The following is a 20,816-nucleotide window of genomic DNA, read 5'->3' as shown; positions in this document are numbered from 1 at the left end:
CTGTATAAATAGACCGCAAAGCTAGATCAGCAGTTCTGCGCACCTTCCTGTCATAATTCATCCTTTTGGATGAATACACTTATTCCTTTTTCCCGTTTATACTAGTAGAACAGTAAATATAGATATCAACAGGGGTACTTGTGACCATCGTAAATACGAACATGCTTCGGCATGAGAAAACACCGGTAGATAACATTCTTAAAGCGCTTTCCTGGGATGATATTCCAGAGGAGTACCGCGATGATTGCCGTGATATTGCGGTTCGAGCGGCATTAGCGCTTTTGCGCCAATTTGAACGAGCACATGAGCACGGACAGAAACTGCTTTTTCCCGAACTTTACACTCCAGTTGGGGTTGAAATAGGTTTCACCATGACCCAGCGCTATATTGCGGTGGGTAAATCCGTGTTATTTCGTGATGCGATTGACAAAATTATTGTCGCATTCGTAAATCATGATTATCTTGATGTATCGCTCAGTAATCTGCATCCGGGAAATTTGCTCTATTCTTTGAGCGAACGTGGGCTTGATTTTCTTCAACGCTCTGAGGACGAACAGCGTGAAATTCTAGAGGATCTTTTCTATCCCATTATTGGCACGCATTTGTTCTATATGCAGGATTACTATCCGCGACTGCTGGCTCAAATTAATGTGCGCAATATTGCTCCTATTGCCCTATCGGTTATTCCGCTGCATCTGAGCGTTACAGAGAGTAAACTTCGTGAGCTTGTGATGCGCGAATGTGGCTTTGTGCAGGGATGGTACGGTCTCACCCAACTGGAACAGCAGCTTTTTGAGACATCATGCGCCGAATCTGTGCGTGGGCTTCTTGATGCAGGCTACCTGCGCCCTAAGGAGCACCACGATAAGATCGCATATGCGCTCACGACCGAGGGTAAGAATCTGCGGTACAGTTTCCCGCACGGGGTACCTGCCCAAGCACTCAGCGATATTTTCGATGATGCTCCCGTCTCCCTGCTCACGGTGGATCAGCTTAAACACCATGAGAAACTTCTCATTCGTATGGGGCACGTCATCATGGATGCGGTACTCGCCAAAGGCGAGAACGCAAAGCTGCCCCTGGCCGATGTGGATCATGCTATTGCCCAGGATGCTGAGATTCAGCAGCTTGCAGACGAAGACTCTCCTGAGTATTTGCAGGGACGCGAGCATGTTTATGACGTGCTGTTGGCGCACCGTTACCTTGAAGAGGGAGATGAAGATGAGCAAGAGGTCTTCATGGTGGGGTCTGCCTACGCCGATGCTCTTAATAGCGTAGAGGACGGCTCGATTGACGAGTTGATGCGCCGTGCGTTCCTCGATCCCGCGGCGGCGGAACAGATTCCGCATCCGCATCATATGCTTTTCGATATTCTGACCTTGGTGCGTGACAACCCGGATATCAATTTCTACGACCTGTTCGCGAAGGTTGAGGACACGCTGGATTTGCCGTATCTGCAGGCTCGTTTAGCGCCGCATCGCTCCAATACGACTCCTCGCGTGCGCAACCGGTACGCGGTTGCGGTTCAGGTTTTGAAACAGGAAGGCTATCTGCAAGTTCATGGTGGGCAGAGCGGTAGGCTTTCTCGTAAGGATCCCGAACGGTATACACTCACGCAGAGCGCCATAGAGCTTTTGGAGCGCTTCCCCAACGGTATTCCGGAGACTGTTGCCGCGCGTATCGTACCGCTTCAGAAGCAGGCACTTCGACACAAACTTCCCGAGGATATCGCGGCTGCGCTCAATACTGGCCGTAAACCGTATGAGAAGCGAGAACATCCTCAGGATTCCTATTCCTACCAGAATTCGCGCGGGCATTACGGGTCAGGTTCCCGCTCGGGCTATGGTGCTCCCGTTCAGGCGACCCCGCAGAACATTGCCCAGGCACAGGGCGGTTCGGGTGTTTCTTCGGCAGCTTACGCTTCGCAGTCCTTCACCCAGCCTGCCCCCGCCTACCAGACACCTGCGCCGGTACCGTCTCAGACACCCGGTGTAGAGCAGTCGTCGGATGCGCCTTCGGACGCTCTCAGCGCCGTCGAAGCCGCAAGGAATGCTGTGCAGGATGCGCAGAGGCGCTACCGCGATGTCTTCAAACGTGCTCTTCTTCAGCCCCAGCTGCAGGCAGTGACGAAGGACCGTTTCACCGATATTGCGGCAGACTTGTTCTCAGTACGCGGATATACGGCTGAACGTGCGGATGCTTCACAGGGTGTTCAGGTTATTGCTTACCCCTCTGGTGGGCAACGCGACCGTGCATTCTATGTGCGGGCTCAGCGTTCAGCCGACGGTGCGGTCAGCGTACAGGATATTACCAACCTGTACCTCTCTCTAGAGCAATTGGGCGGTCAACTGGGTGCATTTATCACGGATGGAACTTTCGGTGATGATGCATACGATGAGTACATTCGATGCTCCACCAAGTACCCGCATATTCTGGTGGATCTTATCGCGGGCGACGAGCTCATGAACCGTCTAATTGCCCATCGTTTGGGTATTCGTGACGGTCGGGTGCCCGGGACGATAGAGCTCGATGATGCGTATTTCGGCGGTTCTGACTCCGCTGCATCGTAATTATCTTAAGTACCCCTCACGCGACGGTGGCTGATAATCTCAGGATTGCTCAGCCGCCGTCGCGGCGTATGCGGTGTACGTAAGTTTCGGCGCTTCACGTACTGGACATACAGCGCAATAATGCCGTGCTGTATGCCACGCTACGTTAGTATGAAAAGTATGAGCATTCACCACGAAATTCCGGAGATTTACCACGTAAAGCGAGCGCTGACCGACGTCGATCACATCGCCAACGAATTCTACGAAGCGGTTTTAGATTTAGATCCCGTCATTGCAACGGAGCAGGGGCGCACGGGTGTCGCGACTCAGTTTCGCGACTATTCCCCCGCCGGGGAGGAAGCCTACATACAGTTAGTGCGAGCAACCCTCAAGAAACTTGATCAGGTCATTCCCATAGACGATGTTGATCTTGTGACTCTTGATGCCATGCAGGAGCGTCTGGGGCTTAGTCTTGAGAGCCACCGTGCCGGACTGGGCGGCTGGCAGTTAAACAACATTGTTTCGGTTCCTCAAGAGATTCGCGGCGGGTTCGATCTGATGGCGCGAAATACCGAGCAGGATTGGGCTAATATTGCCGGGCGTCTGTTCAACGTTCCGCAGGCGATCACCGGGTTTGTTCAGACTCTGCATACGGCTCGGGTTGCCGGCTATGTCTCACCGCGTCGACAGATAGAGATTGTTATCGAGCAGATCGCCGCGTATATCGCCGAGGACGGTTTCTTCGATGAGCTTGCCGCCGAGATTACTCAGGCGGTACCGGATCTTGCCGAGCAGGCGCGGCGGGGTGCTAAAGCGGCAAAAGATGGGTACGCCACGCTCAGGACGTACTTGCACGAGGTGCTGCTCCCGGCAGCTCCCCAGCAGGATGCGGTCGGCCGCAAACTCTATGCCCTGCATTCTCGGGCATCCTTGGGGGCTTCTGTCGATCTTGATGAAACCTATGCATGGGGTGTGCAGGAGCTTGACCGCATTATCGCTCAACAGCGGCAGGTTGCCGAAGAGATCGAACCCGGAGCATCGATTGAACGTGCCAAAGAGATCCTGGATGCCGACCCGTCACGCACTCTGCACGGAACCGATGCGCTCCGCGAGTGGATGCAGTCGCTCTCGGACCGCGCGGTGCACGAGCTCGCAGGTACCCAGTTTGATCTTGACGGTCCAATGCTGCGTCTGGAATGCCGCATCGCCCCTACCCATGAGGGCGGCATCTATTACACCGGCCCCTCCCCCGATTTTTCGCGCCCCGGGCGCATGTGGTGGTCTGTTCCTAAGGGCGACGATACATTTGGCACGTGGCGCGAGACTTCGACGGTGTACCACGAAGGCGTTCCGGGGCATCATCTGCAAACTGCTATTGCGCTGGTCATGAGTGAGAGCATGAATAAATGGCGCTCGCAGCTGATCTGGGTTTCCGGGCACGGTGAAGGCTGGGCGCTCTACGCTGAGCGCCTGATGGAAGAATTCGGGTTCTTGACCGATCCTGGAGACCGTATGGGCATGTTGGATGGTCAGCGGATGCGCGCCGCCCGCGTGGTTTTCGACATTGGCGTGCACTGTGAGCTTCCGATCCCCGATGCTTGGGCTGAACCGCTGGGGGTTGCACCAGGTACCTTGTGGACTCCTGAGCTGGGGTACGAGTTCTTGAAACTCAATCTAGAGGGTACCGAGAGCGTTATCCGTTTTGAGTTTTTGCGGTATCTAGGGTGGCCCGGGCAGGCGCCCAGCTATAAGGTGGGTGAACGTTTGTGGCTTCAACTTCGAGACGATGCGCTTCGTGATGGGTTGTCTTTACGTGAGTTCCACACGAAGGCTCTTATGCTCGGTTCAGTAGGGCTCGATACGCTACGACGCGCCCTCACCGATGAGGTCATGCCCCATAGCGATGATGAGGATGACGACGACGATGATTAAACCCCTGCGCTTTACCGGGGAATAAAGCTAAACCCTAGAGAGCTGGCGCTAAAACCCGTATATTGTGCTGCGTATCGTACATAAACCTATGAACATACAGCAAAGTGTACGGGTTTTAGTGTGGTTAAACGCGGCGCATCAGCTAGGGAATAAGGTTCGGTTTGACCTGTACAAGATGCGGGGCGAAACGACATTCGTAGTCGGTGATAGGCCTGTCCGATTCGCGAATACCCATACCGACCGCCTCGCCATTGACCATCCAGATGCCCAGCATCGGCAGGTTAGTGCGGTTAATAATCCCCGAGTACACCGGCGGGGCAACAAAATCCTGATATACAAATTCGCTTTCAGGTACGTTGATAAAGTGGTCATCGTCCTCATCACGCACAAAGACATCATAATCGGGAGCATTGATCTCAATACCATCGCCTTCGCGGCCAAATATCGGTTTACGCACCCAGTTCTTCAGACCGCCTCGCGTGCCTACATGGGTTTCTAAGAGGTTGGGATGGTTGGGATATAAATCCCATAGAGCGGCGAGCAGAATCTTATTCGACAGGAACATCTTCCATGCGGGCTCAATCCAACGGTTCATCATATCGTGGTAGGCGAAGAGCAGCTTATCGTAACCGCTTTCGCTATCGGTCACCATATCTTCCCAGGGATAAAGCTTAAAAAGGTTCTCGATGCGTTCTCCCTCAGGGTCTTTCCAGATTTTTAGGGTCTCATCGAAAATAACCTCGTCGATACGGATAAGCTTCGTGGTCAGGCCCGCACGATTGGCGGCATGGGCTATAAGCCAGAGGTTGTTATAGTCTTCATCGTTAACATCGATTTCTTCGGTTACACTCGCTAAGTGCAGTCGTGGCGAACGCCCATGAGAGAGATCGTACGCAAACATTTGCCGCCAGCGTTCGGTAAAAGCCTCACCAATTTCACCCCAGTGCACGTAACCGCGGGTATCGAGGCGTTGATCGCTCGCCCAAGTCTTTTGGCTGATAGCGGCCTCAACGATGCCAGTTGGGGTATCGGCGTTGTATTCCAGGAGTTTGAGAGGATCGCCGGGCACCCCGGAGTAGATGAAATCGAAGCGACCGTAAAAATCCGGTTCGTGGCGGTTCCACGATTCTTTAGCCAGGTTAAAGGCGGCTTCGGGAAGACCGAGCGTTCCGTAGGCACCAGATGCCATACGCTCAATAGCGTGCAGGCACATTTGATGAACCTCACGCGCCTGGTCCCGCAGATTGGTCATTTCTGCGGGTGTAAAAACATAGGCCGCATACTCATTCCAATAGTGCTGCAGATCGTGTGGACCATCGACGCTATAGGTCAGGCCTTCGTCAATAATGGTTTGTTCCCAGCCGGGGCGTCCCACCGGAAATTCTTCGCGTTTCATATTATCTTTCGTGATAAGACACCGCCGCTGAGTACGATGTGCAGTATAGGAACTTGTAGAGAATTCTCATCTGCGGGGCGTATAGAGCAACCGGCGCAGGTATAGATACGTCGGCCGGGTGTTTGTATCCCTTGAGAAAATACGCGAGGCGGGCTATCCGCCGGAGGTACCGCCTCCGGACTTCGAGCCTCCGCCGAAGCCGCCTTTACTCCCGGAGCCGCCACCTTTATTATTCGAGCTGCTTCCACCCTTACCGCCCGAGTTATTCCCTGTCAGCCCCGTTCCCTTAGAGGTCGTAGTCTTGCCGCCGCTGCGCGATTCCGTCACCTTGCCCGAGGAATAGGTGGAAGTCTTTTTAGCACTCTTATAGGAGGATTCAAATCCGCCGCCGCTGCGGGAAAGACCGCTGTATACCGTTCCCGAATTGGGGCGTGTGGTGCTGCCGCCGCTCAGAGATGATCCCACGGCGGGGATGGATGTGGTACCGGCGCTGCGGCGCCCTAGGTAGTACCACAGGAACGCATTGGTTGTACCGGAATGGTGTGTCGTGCCCGAATTACCGGAATTCTGAGTTCCGGAATGAGAATCGCCCGAAGAACCAGAGCTGGAATCCGAAGAAGTATTCCCAGCCTCTTTCTCTGCCCTCTCACATTGCTCATCCTCAACGCGCAGCCCGGTGTTGGAGTCTTGACAAACCTGAGCGTATTCTTCACCGTCCGCGCTAAAGGCTTCCTCGCTCTGATGCAAAGAGTTATAGGCGAATATGCCGCCGCCTGCCAAAAGGGCACCGGCGCCGAACACTGCGAGCGCTTTCTTACCGGTACCGCGTGCAGGAGGAGACTTGAGGTCTTGACTGTCCTGTACGTTCTCCGGATGCTCTACGTCTGCGACATCTGCGGTTTGATGTTCGGCCCCGCTCACGGGTCATTTCTCCTTCACACTATCCTGTCTCGGTGATAACAGGCTCTTTTCAGGATACCAAGCACACCTCGCACAAAGGCTTTTCTTAGCCGATAAAAATTAGCAATAATACGTGCCTCGGGTCTTTTTCGGTGGCGCTTGCACGGTCACGCTATGTCATACAGTCATAGTTCGTCACACTAATTACCGCTGTTCTCTCTTACGGGTCTACAGTAACGCCATGCCTACTACACATGAAACACCGCAAAAATCTAGATTTCCCAGCTGGGCTACTTCTTTCGGACATCAAATTATAGCTTCCCTTATTCTGGGCATCGCGCTCGGGTACGTTGCACTCACCCTCGGCGGCGATGCAAAAAATAACCCCAACTGGCTCATGGCCACTCTAGACGCTGTCGGCACGTCCTATGTGACTCTCCTTAAGGCCGCGGTGATCCCGCTGGTGTTTACCGCCGTCGTTGCCTCAATCTCGAATCTCTCGCAGGTGACGAATGCGGCGCGTTTAGCGGTTAAGACTCTTATCTGGTTCGCTATTACAGCATTTTTTGCGGTCTCCATCGGTATCGTACTGGGGCTGCTCGTTCAGCCTGGTGTGGGTGCCGAGGTAAGCGCCTCGGGCAGCACCAGCACCCGGGGATCATGGACAGCATTTCTGACCGGGATTATCCCCTCCAATTTCTTAGGGCTTGAGGTCACCACGAAAACCACCGACTCCGGTATAACCTCTTCGGTCTCCTTTAACGTGCTCCAAATGCTCGTGATTTCGGGGGCTATCGGTATTGCGGCCCTGAAGGTAGGCGATGCGGCTAAGCCCTTTATTGATATCGTCAAGAGCGCGCTCGCCATTATTCAGAAGGTACTGTGGTGGATTATTCGCCTCGCTCCGCTGGGCACGATCGGGCTGATCGGGCATGCCGTCTATGCCTACGGGTGGACATCTATGGGCTCGCTGGTGAAGTTCATTGCGGCACTGTATGCGGGTCTGCTCCTCGTGTTCCTGGTGGTGTATCCCCTGATCGTGAAGCTCAACGGGCTCTCTGTGAAACAGTACTTCTCGGGCGTATGGCCCGCATTGCAGCTTGGTTTCGTATCACGATCCTCGATGGGCACTATGCCCATGACTGAGGCCGTTACCGAACGTAATCTCGGCGTGCCGCGTGCATACGCATCCTTTGCAGTGCCGCTGGGTTCTACGACCAAAATGGATGGATGCGCCTCCGTCTACCCCGCGCTGGCAGCTATTTTTGTGGCGCAATTCTACGGAGTACACCTGGATATTTCGCAGTATCTGCTGATTATTCTGGTGTCGGTGTTGGGTTCTGCCGCTACGGCAGGTACAACGGGCGCTATCGTGATGCTCACTCTGACCCTTTCGACTGTGGGTCTTCCCCTTGATGGAGTGGGTCTTCTATTGGCGATTGACCCGATTATTGATATGGGACGTACCGCCTTGAACGTTGCCGGGCAAGCTTTGGTTCCCACGATTGTCTCTAAGCGCGAGGGTATCCTCAGCGCCGAGATCTACAATGCACCGCGCAGCGCTAACGGGTTTGTGCCGCAGGATCTTGTGGAAGCCGCCCAGTCGAAGCTGATTCGTGGCGAGGATACCTCGCCTAGTTCTGCCAAGGTTACCGCTGCGTCCTAGGCGGTTCTTGGCTACGGCATAGGGTATGCAGCGCATCGGTATGGTACGGAGGTCGTTCTCTCGCATGAAGACCAATCTTGATACTCGTTCTAAAATAAAGATATGACTTCCCAATCTTCTGTTCCATCCGGTGCGTCGCATTCGGCATCAAAGCCCGCACCGCGCCTGATTCTGGCTTCCGCATCACCCGCGCGTAAAAAGCTCCTTGAAGACTCCGGCATTATGTTTGATATTCACGTCTCCGATGTCGATGAGGATGCGGTGCTCGCCAGTGCTGCCCAGCGTGCCCGCGAAGAGGGCCGCACTGACCTAACCCCGGCGGAGGTCTCCGGCATTCTTGCGGAGGCGAAGGCACGCGCGGTTGCTGATTCTCTTGCCGCCCAGGGTATAGTAAACGCCTTTGTACTCGGATGCGATTCGGTCTTTGAGTTTGAATCGGTAGCCTACGGCAAACCGCACACCCCTGAGAAAGCACGCGAGCGCATCACTGCGATGAGCGGTCGAAGCGGGGTGCTTCACACCGGACATTGCCTCATAGATTTACGTGATGGGATCGGTGAGACCGAGGATAAACAGCTTCCCGCTATTCAGCAGGTACGCAGCGCTACCGTAAACTTTGCGCCGATGAGCGCCGCAGAGGTTGATGCTTATGTTGCCACGGGTGAGCCACTTCATGTAGCGGGTTCCTTTACCCTCGACGGATATGGTGCTGCCTTTATTCAAGGCATCCGCGGGGAATCACATACGGTGATTGGGCTATCGGTGAATGCACTCAAGGAAATGCTCTCACAATATGGGATATCGATAAACATGTTCTGGAAGTCCTCATCAGACTAACGAGCGCTAAGCCAAACCCGGTATAAGCATCCTCACTTTTCTTATATTTTTCGCGTCATTCGGCGCTATATATTCGCCATTCTCAGCTTTTCTCGCTATGCTTTCGGCAGGATAAAAAGGAGAGCCTCAGTGACTCACAACCCGGCAAAAGCCATCAAAAACTTTACAGCTGTTCCCGGACACCATACCGGTCCGGTCAGTAAAATTCTTATTGCTAACCGCGGCGAGATCGCGGTACGTATTATTCGCGCGGCCCGTGACGAAGGTTTAGAGACCGTCGCCGTTTATGCAGAACCGGATCGCGATGCCCAGCACGTTAAACTCGCGGACGAGGCTTACGCGCTAGGAGGGGCGACCGCGCCCCAGTCATATCTGGTGATGGACAAGCTCATTGAGGTAGCTATTCGTTCCGGCGCGGATGCGGTGCATCCCGGCTACGGTTTCCTTTCAGAAAACGCCGAATTCGCCCAAAAAGTCATTGATGCCGGGTTAACCTGGATTGGCCCCTCCCCTGAATCTATTACCCAGTTGGGCGATAAAGTCGCCGCGCGCCATATCGCCCAGAAAGTGGGTGCCCCCTTGGTACCGGGGACCAAGGATCCCGTAGAGTCTGCCGATGAAGTGCTCGCCTTTGCCGACGAGCACGGTTTGCCCATCGCGATCAAGGCAGCGTTCGGTGGCGGCGGTCGCGGCATCAAGGTTGTGCGCAACCGCAGCGATATTATCGAGCTCTACGAATCCGCCGTGCGTGAAGCGGTCGCAGCCTACGGCCGCGGAGAATGTTTTATTGAGCGCTTCCTAGATTCCCCGCGCCATATCGAAACCCAGTGCCTGGCCGATGCTCACGGCAATGTGCAAGTCGTTTCGACCCGTGATTGTTCTCTTCAACGCCGTAACCAAAAGCTCGTAGAGGAAGCCCCCGCCCCATACATTACAGAAGAACAAAGCGACCGGCTCTATGAAGCATCCCGTAAGATTCTGCAGGAAGCCGGATACCAGGGTGCGGGTACCTGCGAGTTCCTGCTTGCCCCCGACGGAGCGATTTCCTTCCTGGAGGTAAACACCCGCTTGCAGGTTGAGCACCCGGTTTCCGAGGAAGTATCGGGTATTGATCTGGTGCGCGAACAGTTCCGCATTGCCCGCGGCGAGAAAATCGATCCGCAGAGCCCCCAGCTGCGCGGTCATTCCTTCGAGTTCCGCATCAACGGCGAAGATGCAGGGCGTTCCTTCATGCCAGCACCGGGTACCATCGAAAAACTTCGTGTTCCTTCCGGCCCCGGTGTACGCTGGGATTCCGGCTTCGTAGAAGGCGATGCTATCAGCGGCAACTTCGACTCAATGCTCGCCAAGCTCATCGTGACCGGTGCTACCCGCGAGCAGGCGATCGAACGCGCTCGCCGAGCCCTAGACGAGCTCACACTCGACGGCCTTCCGACAGTGGTTCCCTTCCACCGCGCAGTTCTGGACGAACCCGATTTCGCCCCCGCTGCAGGAGCAGATTTCAAGGTTCACACCCGGTGGATCGAAACCGATTACAAGAACACCATTTCGCCCTACTCCGGTGCTCCCGGCAGCGTGGATGATGACGATGCCGAACGTCAAACCGTGGTCGTTGAGGTTAATGGTAAGCGTCTTGAGGTTGTTATGCCCGAGCTGGGCGGTACTCCTGCCAAGAGCAGTTCAAAGCCCGCATCGAAAACCCGTAAGTCCCGTGCTCGCGGCGGTTCAAATGCGGTCAGCGGCGACGATCTGACAAGCCCCATGCAGGGTACGATCGTGAAGGTCTCCGTTGCCGATGGAGACACAGTCGCCGAAGGCGATCTGATCCTGGTGCTAGAGGCTATGAAGATGGAACAGCCTATCAACGCGCATAAGGCCGGTAAGATTTCCGGGCTGTCCTTGAAGGCGGGCGATACCGTCACCGCAGGTGCCGTTCTAGCCACCATCAAATAGCCTTCTAACGGGACTCTATGTCTATAGCCCGCCGGATGCGTTCTCTCATACGCATCCGGCGGTTTGTTGTTCGTGTGTTCCTAATTTTTCATCCTCGAACACTGAAATACAGCTGAATGGTCCAGATGATGAATACAGGATGTTGGCACCGCATCGCGAGGCGTAGAATATAAAAGTTGAAAATCTACACTCACAGCATCGAGCGTAGTCGCTACTATCCCTTTTCAGGAGCTGTTCACGATGAGCACACACGCGCCCGACGTTTCCGCCGGGCACAGCACGCAGGTTGAGAATACGACCCCCAAGAGCAGAGTTATTATCGCCTCTCTGGTGGGCACCACCATCGAATTCTACGACTTCTATATTTACGCCACCGCAGCGGTAGCGGTTTTCCCGGTTCTGTTCTTCGCGTCCAAAGATGACACTACGGCTTTATTAGCTTCTTTCGCTTCCTTCGGGGTCGCCTTTATCGCCCGCCCCTTGGGTTCTATCGTTTTCGGTCATTTCGGCGATAAGATCGGCCGTAAAGCAACACTCGTGGGCGCTCTGCTCACTATGGGGTTAGCGACCTTCCTCATCGGCTTGTTGCCCACCTACTATCAGATTGGTCTGTGGGCACCGGTCATTCTGACCATTATGCGTTTCTGCCAGGGTCTAGGTCTGGGTGGCGAATGGTCGGGTGCGGCTCTGCTCGCCAGCGAATATGCAGAAGAAGGCAAACGTGCACGTTCCGCTATGTGGCCTCAGTTGGGCGCGCCTATCGGGTTCTTTCTTGCCAATGGACTTATGTTGCTTCTAACCGGGTGGATCACTTTCAACTCCGCCACAGACGGTAAGAACCTCGATCACCCCTTCCTCGTCTGGGGCTGGCGTATTCCGTTCCTGCTTTCCATTGTCATGGTTGCCGTGGGTCTGTATGTGCGTTTCAAGCTCGAAGAAACCCCTGTCTTTGCCAAAGCTGTCAAGAATGATGAGAAGGTTAAGACCCCACTGGTTGAGGCGTTCAAAGTTGCCTGGTGGCCCATGATTCAGGGCACTTTCATTATGGTGGCATGCTATGTGCTGTTCTACCTAATGACGACGTGGATTCTCTCCTACGGTAAAGCTGATGTTAAAAACGGCGGGTTAGGAATCGCCTACCACAAGTTCTTGGAGATTCAGCTCATCTCTATCATTGGTTTTGCGCTCTTTATTCCAGTCTCGGGATGGTTAGCCGACAAATACGGTCGCCGCAAACAGCAGTTGTGGACCACTATCGCTATGGCTGTCTTTGGCGGTACTTTCGCTTTGGTCATTGCTCCCTCCGTCGTGGGAACTGGTAAAGACGCTAATCTCGTTATTATTACCATCTTCATGTTCATCGGAATGTGCCTGATGGGGCTTTCTTTCGGGTCCATGAGCGCCTACCTGCCCGAGCTATACCCCACTAATGTGCGGTACACCGCGAGCGGTATCGCCTACAATATGGCATCTATTCTGGGTGCAGCCTTGACCCCGTTCGTAGCGGTATGGCTGAATACAAAGTTTGGTGTTGGGGCCGTCGGATACTACCTAGCAGGTGCATCCTTGCTGAGTGTTCTCTTCATCCTGCTCACCCATGAAACCCGCGACGTCGATATGAACGCAGTCAGCACTAAATAACCTGAATACTGTATGCATTTGAGGGGCGTGACTCTATATGAGTCACGCCCCTCAACCTATATCAAGAGCTGTAGTGAAAACTAAACACGGGTGTGAAGCTGCCGCGATGCCGTAGAAATCGCCTCAGATAGAGACGGGTATACAGCAAAGGTAGCGGCTAAATCATCCACCGTCAGCTTCTTCTCTATAGCCAGCGCAATAGGATAGATAAGTTCGGATGCACGCGGACCGACCACAACCCCGCCAATCACAGTACCGGAGTGCTTACGGGCAAAAATCTTCACAAAGCCGTCTTGGAACGCCATCATTTTGGCGCGCGGATTCGTAGTCAACGGAAGCATGACAGCCTCGCCTCGGTAAACCCCGGCGGCAAGGTCTTTCTCACTAATACCCACGGTCGCAATCTCTGGGGTGGTGAAAATATTCGCTGCCACTCGATCGGTGCGAAGCGGATGCACCGTATCGCCCAAAAGATGCGCCATCGCGATGCGCCCTTGCATAGCGGCTACGGAAGCCAACGGGTACACACCCGTGCAGTCTCCAGCAGCGTAAATATGCGGTACTGACGTACGTGAAACAGCATCGACAACCACATATCCCGACTCGTTGGTCTCTACACCAGCGGTCTCAAGACCCAGTCCTTCAGTGTTGGGAATAGAACCAATTGCGACCAAGCAATGCGTGCCGGAAACCTTGCGTCCATCGGAGAGAGTCACTACCACGCCGTCGTCGGTGCGTTCCACGGCGCTCGCACGCGACCGCGGCATTACCCGAACACCACGGCGCTCAAAGACGTCTTCCAGCACACGCGCGGCGTCTTCGTCTTCGCCCGGAAGCACACGATCTCGCGAAGAAATTAGGGTCACCTGGGAGCCAAGCCCGTTATAGGCAGAGGCAAATTCGGCACCGGTAACACCCGAACCGATTACGATGAGTTCGCGGGGGACCTCACGCAGATTATAGAGCTGTGTCCAGGTGAGAATCCGTTCCCCATCAGGCTGCCCGGTCGCCATCTCACGTGGGTGCGTCCCGACCGAAAGCAGAATAAAGTCTGCATGCAGGTCATATTCCAGCCCGGTATTATCGGTAACCGCGACGGTGTGTGGACCGGTAAGCTTACCGGTGCCGCTGATAATTTTGACCCCGGCGGAGGCAAGGGCCCGTTTGATATCGGCAGATTGTTGATGCGCTAGATCCAAAACACGGCTATTCACCCGGTTCATATCTACTTGCAGCTGCGGCGCTTTGCCCTTTGTATTTTCGATCCCCAATCGCCCAGCATCAGAGAAACGAGTCATCATATCTGCAGTAGCGATAAGCGTTTTCGAAGGTACTACATCGGTTAGGACTGCGGAGCCGCCTAGAGCATTACGTTCGATGATTGTTACATCAGCGTTCGATGATGCTGCCACAAGCGCGGCCTCATAGCCGCCGGGCCCAGCGCCTAGTATCACGATTCGTTGGGATGCATAGTTCACTGTTGAAGTCACACTTTCATTGTGTGCTATCACACTGAAATACTCAACCGAAACCGCCGTCGTCTCTAGGATATTAAATGCCGATTTTTGGTGCCGAGTAGGTACCGTGATGCCTGCAGGAGCGACAGAGTCGTCGAGAACGCTACGGATACATCTTGCTGCCTACGAGAGTCTTATATTTGCTGGGTAACGTCATGAACCATATTTTGAAGTTGCGCTGCGTCATAAGTGTGCATTCGTGCGGGTAAAAACACTATACTTGAGAAAGGATTTCTCGGTTTACAAATGTTTATAGGGCACTGAAACCGGGGTGAAGCACACACATCATCGACCCAATGCAGGTCGCTACAGATGAAGGAAAATTATGGCTAAAACGACGAAACCTCCCGCCTACTCCGGGCAGGGCAGGCATCTTGAGAACGCAGTGTTGTTCATCGGCTGCTTCGTATTTTTGCTTCTATCCCTCTACCTGCTGGGCACCTACCCCGAAGGCGGTCCGGTTCTGTATGCCGGTTCCCTCGTTGCGTTTGGAATTTTCTTTGGTGTTGTGTTCCATCTGCTGCCCTCGAAGACAACCCGTAAGATTACGGATCAGAACAAGGTACAGAAGTAACTGAAGCACCCCATTTTATAGTTTTTCTTATCTGCCGGATGGTGTCACAATCTATAAGAAATGTGGCACCATCCGGCAGTATGTTGCTCCCACGCTATTCCTTGCTGCCAAACCTTACCGGTCCGCTCGTGCCAAATTCTCCGCTGCGAACCTTAGCTCGATGGGCGACATAAAACAGGAGGGCAGGTGCACCGCAAGCAACCGCGATCAGCAGGTACGCCACTACAATGAAGTACATCGTTAACCCGTACGAGCTGAAAAATACCCAGACAATCGTTCCCAAGGCGACAAAACCTAGCGCAGCCCATCCCACGATACTCAGCAGAAGTCGCATCCAGCCTTTTGGGGTGCGCGGGGTAGGTGCCGATGACATCATGACTCCTCCAATGCTTTCGGGTCTGCCGAGTAGATAGAGTTAATGAACTTCGAGCACCATTCCAACATAGGACCGTCAATAAGGTCCACGCCACCGACCGGCAGAGTCTTAGGACGCGGAACCAGAGTCAGCCACGTGCTCAGACCCTTCGGTTGGGTGTGAGTTGAGCCGGGATACACACGTTTGAGGCGCATCTGCCGTGATTCCGGCAGCGGTTCACCGCTGACCACGCGCAGTTTCGGTCCCGGCGCAGTAATCTCGTGGATGCCTGCTTCCCGTGCTTCGCGGCGCAGCACCGCCACCTGAAGCAGATTCTCCACGGGCTCGGGTAAGGCACCGTAACGGTCATGAAGCTCTTCGCGTGCCTCCGCGATTTTCTGTTCGGTGTCTGCGGAGGCTATCTGGCGGTATGCCTGCAGGCGTAGACGTTCCGCATCAATATAATCATGCGGAATATGGGCGTTGACAGGAAGATCAACCTTAACCTCGGCCTCGGTGTTCTCCTGTTCGCCGCGGAAGTTGGCTACAGCTTCTCCCACGAGACGCAGATACAGATCAAAGCCGACACCCGCGATATGCCCGGACTGTTCGCCGCCGAGCAGGTTTCCGGCGCCACGAATTTCAAGGTCTTTCATCGCCAGCTGCAGACCGGCACCCAGCTCGTTATGGGTAGCTACAGCTTTGAGGCGTTTATGCGCGACCTCACCCAGGCTCTTATCCGTCGGGTACAGGAAGTAGGCATAAGCCCGTTCACGCCCGCGGCCCACACGCCCGCGCAGCTGGTGCAGCTGACTCAGACCATAATTCTGGGCGTTATCGACAATCAGGGTATTGGCGTTTGAAATATCCAACCCGGTTTCCACGATGGTTGTACACACCAGAACATCGAAGCGTCGCTCCCAGAAGTCCACGATAATCTGCTCAAGCCGAGATTCGCTCATGCGCCCGTGCGCCGTGGCGATGCGCGCCTCCGGCACGAGCTTACCGATTTCGGCGGCGACAGTATCAATATTCGCCACCCTGTTATGGACGAAGAATACCTGCCCTTCCCGCATAAGTTCGCGTCGAATAGCGGCAGTAATCTGGGCATCGGTACGCGGCCCCACAAAGGTCAGCACGGGATGCCTCTCTTCCGGCGCAGTCGCCAATGTTGAGGTCTCCCGAATACCGGTAAGCGACATTTCAAGCGTGCGCGGAATTGGGGTGGCGCTCATGGCAAGCACATCCACATTAGTGCGCATCTGCTTGAGCTTTTCCTTATGCTCCACACCAAAGCGCTGTTCCTCATCAATAACGACGAGTCCAAGATCCTTGAACTTCACGTTTTCCGAGAGGATGCGGTGGGTACCAATCACCACATCTATACTCCCGGAGGCAATATCCTCCACGATAGCGCGGGTTTCTTTAGCTTTTTGGAAGCGCGATAGCACCTTAATTTTGATGGGGAATCCCGAGAAACGCTCGGTAAAAGTCTCAAAATGCTGCTGCGCCAGCAGGGTTGTGGGTACGAGTACGGCAACCTGTTTACCATCCTGCACGGCTTTGAAGGCCGCCCGAATAGCGACCTCCGTTTTGCCAAAGCCGACGTCCCCGGAGATCAGGCGATCCATGGGGATTTCCTTCTCCATATCCGCCTTAACCTCGTGAATAGCGGTGAGCTGGTCGGGAGTCTCATTATAAGGAAAAGATTCCTCAAGTTCCCGTTGCCAGGGAGTATCTTCTGAGAATGCATGACCGCGCGAAGCTTGCCGCGCCGAGTAGAGTTTAACCAAGTCAGCGGCGATTTCTTTAACCGCTTTACGTGCGCGACTCTTTGTCTTAGCCCAGTCGCTCCCGCCCATTTTAGAGAGGGTCGGGGTTTCGCTTCCCACATAGTGCGAAATGAGATCCAGCTGATCGGAGGGCACAAAGAGGCGGTCAGGGGCTCCCCCGCGTTTGGAAGGCGCATACTCGATCACCAGGTATTCTTTCAAAGGGGTTTCCCCATGTTTTGAGGACACTCCAGCGACTGGGCGCGAGGCCATTTCAATGAATTTACCGATACCGTGGCGTTCGTGAACCACATAATCGCCAGGGGTTAACGCCAGAGGATCGACGGCGTTGCGTCGTTTACGGGGTTTGAGTTTTTTACCGCTCGCGCCACGTGGCGCGTAGGTGCCGCGCCTGCCCAAAATTTCACCTTCAGTCAAGACAGCAAGGCGCGCCTCAGGAATTAAAAATCCGGCAGAGGCTGGGGTCTCACAAACTTCGACGACTCCGGGCTGTAGAGCGCCTTCCGTTCCCCCGTCGAGGGTTTCCCGGCGTATGGCCGGAATTGGGTCTTCTCCTGAGATACTCTCGCGGAAAAGTTCGATGAGGCGGTCGGTGGATCCTCGCCCATTGGTAAGCGCCAGTACCGTCCAGCCGTCACGAACCAGCGAACCAACCTCGTGAAGCATTTGTTCTACCGAACCGGTGAAGGATGCTGGAGCCTGTGCCGCGACCGTCATAGTTGGGATGTCGTCATCGAGAGCATTGTTGAGAAGATCTACACTATCGACAAGCTCGGTGATTTCCCACCAGGATAGGTTACGGTCCAAAGATTCCTGCTGGGTCGCGGCAATCGTGTGGAACCCGCTGTCGCTGACCCGAAGCTGTCCCAAGTCTATAGGCGCACGCGAGCCCGCATCAGCGGAAGCATCCCAAGCGGCCGCTAAAAACTCCTCGTTGGTTGCCACAAGGTCTTCGGCACGGGCACGCACCCGCTCAGGTTCCAGAGAAATAATGAGTGATTCTTCGGGGAGCAGAGACACAAGAGTCTGCATTTTATCGACAAGAAGCGGGGTTAGAGATTCCATGCCTTCGACATAGATACCTCCCGCGATTTTCTCAAGCATGCTTGATGCCGCCGGATAGTCCGTTTTGAGTCGGGCAGCACGTCCCATAACTTCCGGGGTAATGAGAAGCTCACGGCATGGGAGTAAAGTAACGTGCGTTGGGTGGTCTGCTTCTTGCCCTAGAGTGCGCTGGTCTGCCGTTGAGAAGTAACGTATTTCGTCAAGTTCGTCACCGAAGAATTCCAAGCGAACCGGATGCTGTGCGGTAGGTGCAAAGACGTCGATAATACCGCCTCGAACCGCATATTCACCACGCTTTGCTACGAGATCTACACGCGAGTATGCGGCATCTGTTAGACCTTTAATAACGTCTTTGAAAGAGTATTCTTCACCGCGTGCCAGGCTTACCGGTTCCAGGTTCTCAATACCAGCCACGAGGGGCTGAATGACCGCGCGCACCGGGGCTATAACAACCTGTGGAGTCGGCGTTTCAAGATGAGTTATAGAGCGCAGAACATTCAGACGTTTTCCCACGGTATCGCTGCGTGGCGAAAGCCGTTCATGCGGCAGAGTTTCCCACGCGGGAAAGCTCTCGATATGGTGATCGGGCAAATATGAGTGCAGGGCATGCGCTGTATCCTCAGCCTGTCGCTCTGTTGGTGTAATAATGAGCGTCAGCGGAGTTTTTCCGGTTCTGGACTGGCGCCGTACTGCAACGGCAAGATCAGCTATAAGGGGTGCCTGTACACCGGCAACGGCGCCAATCAGGGTTTGGACAGGACGTTCCGCAGCGGGAACATCGCAGGCTTCAAGAATATGACGGTAGGAGGGCTGTTCTGCCAGAAGACGGCTCAGTCCAGTTAGTTTCACGGATACTCCTTCTACCGGATGCGGTGGCTATCAAGGCGGCGCCTCCCAATAACGCGTGCGCTCTATATTGCCACGTTGATGCGTTTGGGTACCCGTCTATCTTATACCGTAGGGGTATCTCGCTCAGGCTTTTTGTCTATCTCCTCAACTACAGCCGGTGGGGTGGACCTTCACGATAAAATCTATTGTTCGTCGGTTCCTATCTGCTCATATTTTTGAGGATGGCATGCGAAATGCATATTTTTAACTGTTCATGAGAGTGTCCTTAAGGTATATCCCCTTGTAAATCCTGGTTTTAAGGCTGGAGCTAGGAAATTTATAGTAAGGCTCGCCTACCTCCCTTCTCCCTTGTTATCACAGGGAACCCGTTTTCTGGGGGTATATACTATTATTTTTTATTTGATAGGTAAAGTATGTGCCAAGTCTCAGAACGTATATTGAGTGCATATTTATAAACATAAGAGCTTTAGATATCTTTCAAGTAGACTCAGTTGGCGAGCCTCAAATCCACCCACCCCCTGAGAAGTTTTATAGGTATTTTATGGGTAAATTTCTATATGCGAGAACAACTATCAACTTTGTATCGAGACAACCATTTACACCTTTCTTTTGATAAGGGTTCATAAAATATTTATTAGGTTTTCTTATAGTATTTGTCCACCCCTCGGACTATCCGTGAGTATTATGACCTCACCGCGGTCACAACTCTCGTTCGCTGTGCTAGCCTATAGGTATCCACGGAAAGTTCTGTGCCTTCATGGCGCGGTGTAGCCCCATGGAAAATCATAAAAACCAACGGGTACTCCCGTCGGCAATAGCAATTCACTCACTTCTACAATTACACAAAGGGTGGGTTGTCGTTATTGTTGGCAGAAGTGCCTTCACTTTACCGATAACCAACCACCTTACAACTGAACGAGAAAGATCGTGCTTCGTACGTTTTCTTCACTTCCGAAACAGCGACGGGCAGCAACGGGCTTACTTCTGAGCTTGTCTCTGATAGTCCCCCTTGCAGCATGCTCTCAGTCATCAGATCAACAGACTGCGAGCCCTGACAGCTCAGCTTCAGCCAGCTCGTCATCTTCTACTTCCAGCGCATCTAGCGCTTCTTCCGCCCCTTCTTCTTCTGAGAATGCTACTTCCTCTGAATCTGCGCAGGCTGAAGTTCCTGCGCAGGACGAAAATTATCCCCAGGCAGAGCAACTCAAAGACGCTAAAACTGTCTCGACTGACGCCGCCGAGGTTAAAGAAGTCAACGGTCTCGTAAACTCCTATGAGCAGACCATGTCTTCTGTTCCAAGCGCGCCTGAAGGCTCAGCAGATACTACTTCATCAGATTCCGGTCAACCCCGGCAGCTTGTTGATGAGGCAACCATGAACTCCATCAACAAGGTAGCTGTAGACAACGCCGCCGAAGAATACGCGGCATCCGCTGCCGAGTATGCCCAGAACGGTTGGCATTACGAGGGTACCAGCACGGTCGTCGGCAGCCCCAAAGTTGCCGAAGGAACCTACCAGGGCAAGCGTGCACGATTCGTCGAGGTATGCCTGGATTCCTCCCAAGTCAAGACCAAAGACAGCGCGGGTCGGGAACTCCAGAGCGGAGGCAAACGGACTCTCAATATATATACGCTGGTCGAATCTGACGGCACGTGGAAAATAGCCCAACACGACTTCCCTAACAATCCCGATTGCTAAGCACATGGTACGTCGTACCTACAGGCATCATAAGGCCGTTTTATCCTTCGGTGTCTGCCCGTGTTTATTCCACTCCTTCAATACGTATTCA

The 20,816-nt window shown here is 53.9% G+C and carries 13 protein-coding genes; 8 read left to right on the top strand and 5 right to left on the bottom strand.

Annotation, left to right across the window (positions count from 1 at the left end):
* Positions 1 to 140 precede the first annotated feature (140 nt).
* Positions 141 to 2,570 (top strand): restriction endonuclease, encoded by a 2,430-nt coding sequence (locus tag HMPREF0733_RS07060; RefSeq protein ID WP_115333579.1) that lies wholly within the window; start codon positions 141 to 143, stop codon positions 2,568 to 2,570.
* 159 nt (positions 2,571 to 2,729) lie between these two features.
* On the top strand, positions 2,730 to 4,481 hold the full coding sequence (locus HMPREF0733_RS07055) for a DUF885 domain-containing protein (RefSeq protein WP_041321711.1): 1,752 nt from the start codon (positions 2,730 to 2,732) through the stop codon (positions 4,479 to 4,481).
* Positions 4,482 to 4,623: 142 nt separating this feature from the next.
* Here the strand turns inward: HMPREF0733_RS07055 and HMPREF0733_RS07050 are convergent, their stop codons facing one another.
* Both HMPREF0733_RS07050 and HMPREF0733_RS07045 read right to left on the bottom strand, forming a co-directional pair.
* Complete coding sequence (locus HMPREF0733_RS07050) at positions 4,624 to 5,877, bottom strand: glutathionylspermidine synthase family protein (protein WP_013398683.1); 1,254 nt, start codon at positions 5,875 to 5,877, stop codon at positions 4,624 to 4,626.
* Positions 5,878 to 6,030: 153 nt separating this feature from the next.
* Positions 6,031 to 6,798: a hypothetical protein gene (locus tag HMPREF0733_RS07045; RefSeq protein WP_013398682.1), complete on the bottom strand. Its 768-nt coding sequence runs from the start codon at positions 6,796 to 6,798 to the stop codon at positions 6,031 to 6,033.
* 220 nt (positions 6,799 to 7,018) lie between these two features.
* Between HMPREF0733_RS07045 and HMPREF0733_RS07040 the strand changes: the two genes are divergently transcribed.
* The 4 genes from HMPREF0733_RS07040 to HMPREF0733_RS07025 all read left to right on the top strand — a co-directional run bounded on the left by HMPREF0733_RS07040 (position 7,019) and on the right by HMPREF0733_RS07025 (position 12,874).
* Positions 7,019 to 8,443 (top strand): dicarboxylate/amino acid:cation symporter, encoded by a 1,425-nt coding sequence (locus tag HMPREF0733_RS07040; RefSeq protein ID WP_013398681.1) that lies wholly within the window; start codon positions 7,019 to 7,021, stop codon positions 8,441 to 8,443.
* Positions 8,444 to 8,545: 102 nt separating this feature from the next.
* The gene (locus tag HMPREF0733_RS07035) at positions 8,546 to 9,280 is read left to right on the top strand and encodes a Maf family protein (protein WP_013398680.1); all 735 of its coding nucleotides are present in this window, start codon (positions 8,546 to 8,548) and stop codon (positions 9,278 to 9,280) included.
* 129 nt (positions 9,281 to 9,409) lie between these two features.
* Positions 9,410 to 11,233, top strand: a complete 1,824-nt coding sequence (locus tag HMPREF0733_RS07030) for an acetyl/propionyl/methylcrotonyl-CoA carboxylase subunit alpha (protein ID WP_013398679.1) — start codon at positions 9,410 to 9,412, stop codon at positions 11,231 to 11,233.
* Between the two features lie 240 nt (positions 11,234 to 11,473).
* Entirely contained in the window at positions 11,474 to 12,874 is a 1,401-nt protein-coding gene (locus HMPREF0733_RS07025) for an MFS transporter (protein WP_013398678.1), read from the top strand.
* A gap of 80 nt (positions 12,875 to 12,954) precedes the next feature.
* On the opposite strand, the gene HMPREF0733_RS07020 is transcribed toward HMPREF0733_RS07025, so the two are convergent.
* Complete coding sequence (locus tag HMPREF0733_RS07020; RefSeq protein WP_013398677.1) at positions 12,955 to 14,364, bottom strand: NAD(P)H-quinone dehydrogenase; 1,410 nt, start codon at positions 14,362 to 14,364, stop codon at positions 12,955 to 12,957.
* Between the two features lie 352 nt (positions 14,365 to 14,716).
* Between HMPREF0733_RS07020 and HMPREF0733_RS07015 the strand changes: the two genes are divergently transcribed.
* On the top strand, positions 14,717 to 14,965 hold the full coding sequence (locus HMPREF0733_RS07015) for a hypothetical protein (protein WP_013398676.1): 249 nt from the start codon (positions 14,717 to 14,719) through the stop codon (positions 14,963 to 14,965).
* Positions 14,966 to 15,059: 94 nt separating this feature from the next.
* Here the strand turns inward: HMPREF0733_RS07015 and HMPREF0733_RS07010 are convergent, their stop codons facing one another.
* Both HMPREF0733_RS07010 and mfd read right to left on the bottom strand, forming a co-directional pair.
* Positions 15,060 to 15,341 carry a hypothetical protein gene (locus HMPREF0733_RS07010; RefSeq protein ID WP_013398675.1) on the bottom strand — a complete coding sequence of 94 codons (282 nt, stop codon included), beginning with the start codon at positions 15,339 to 15,341 and terminating at the stop codon, positions 15,060 to 15,062.
* The gene (mfd, locus tag HMPREF0733_RS07005; RefSeq protein WP_013398674.1) at positions 15,338 to 19,027 is read right to left on the bottom strand and encodes a transcription-repair coupling factor; all 3,690 of its coding nucleotides are present in this window, start codon (positions 19,025 to 19,027) and stop codon (positions 15,338 to 15,340) included. The genes HMPREF0733_RS07010 and mfd overlap by 4 nt, the downstream gene beginning before the upstream one ends.
* A gap of 927 nt (positions 19,028 to 19,954) precedes the next feature.
* On the opposite strand from mfd, the gene HMPREF0733_RS07000 reads away from it, so the two are divergent.
* Positions 19,955 to 20,725, top strand: coding sequence for a hypothetical protein (locus HMPREF0733_RS07000; RefSeq protein WP_049775440.1), 771 nt, complete (start codon positions 19,955 to 19,957; stop codon positions 20,723 to 20,725).
* Positions 20,726 to 20,816 lie beyond the last annotated feature (91 nt).

Origin of the sequence: Rothia dentocariosa ATCC 17931 (genome assembly GCF_000164695.2) — a bacterium.
Taxonomy (GTDB): domain Bacteria; phylum Actinomycetota; class Actinomycetes; order Actinomycetales; family Micrococcaceae; genus Rothia; species Rothia dentocariosa.
Note: the sequence above shows the minus strand (reverse complement) of the source record. Positions and strands in the feature narration are given on the sequence as shown.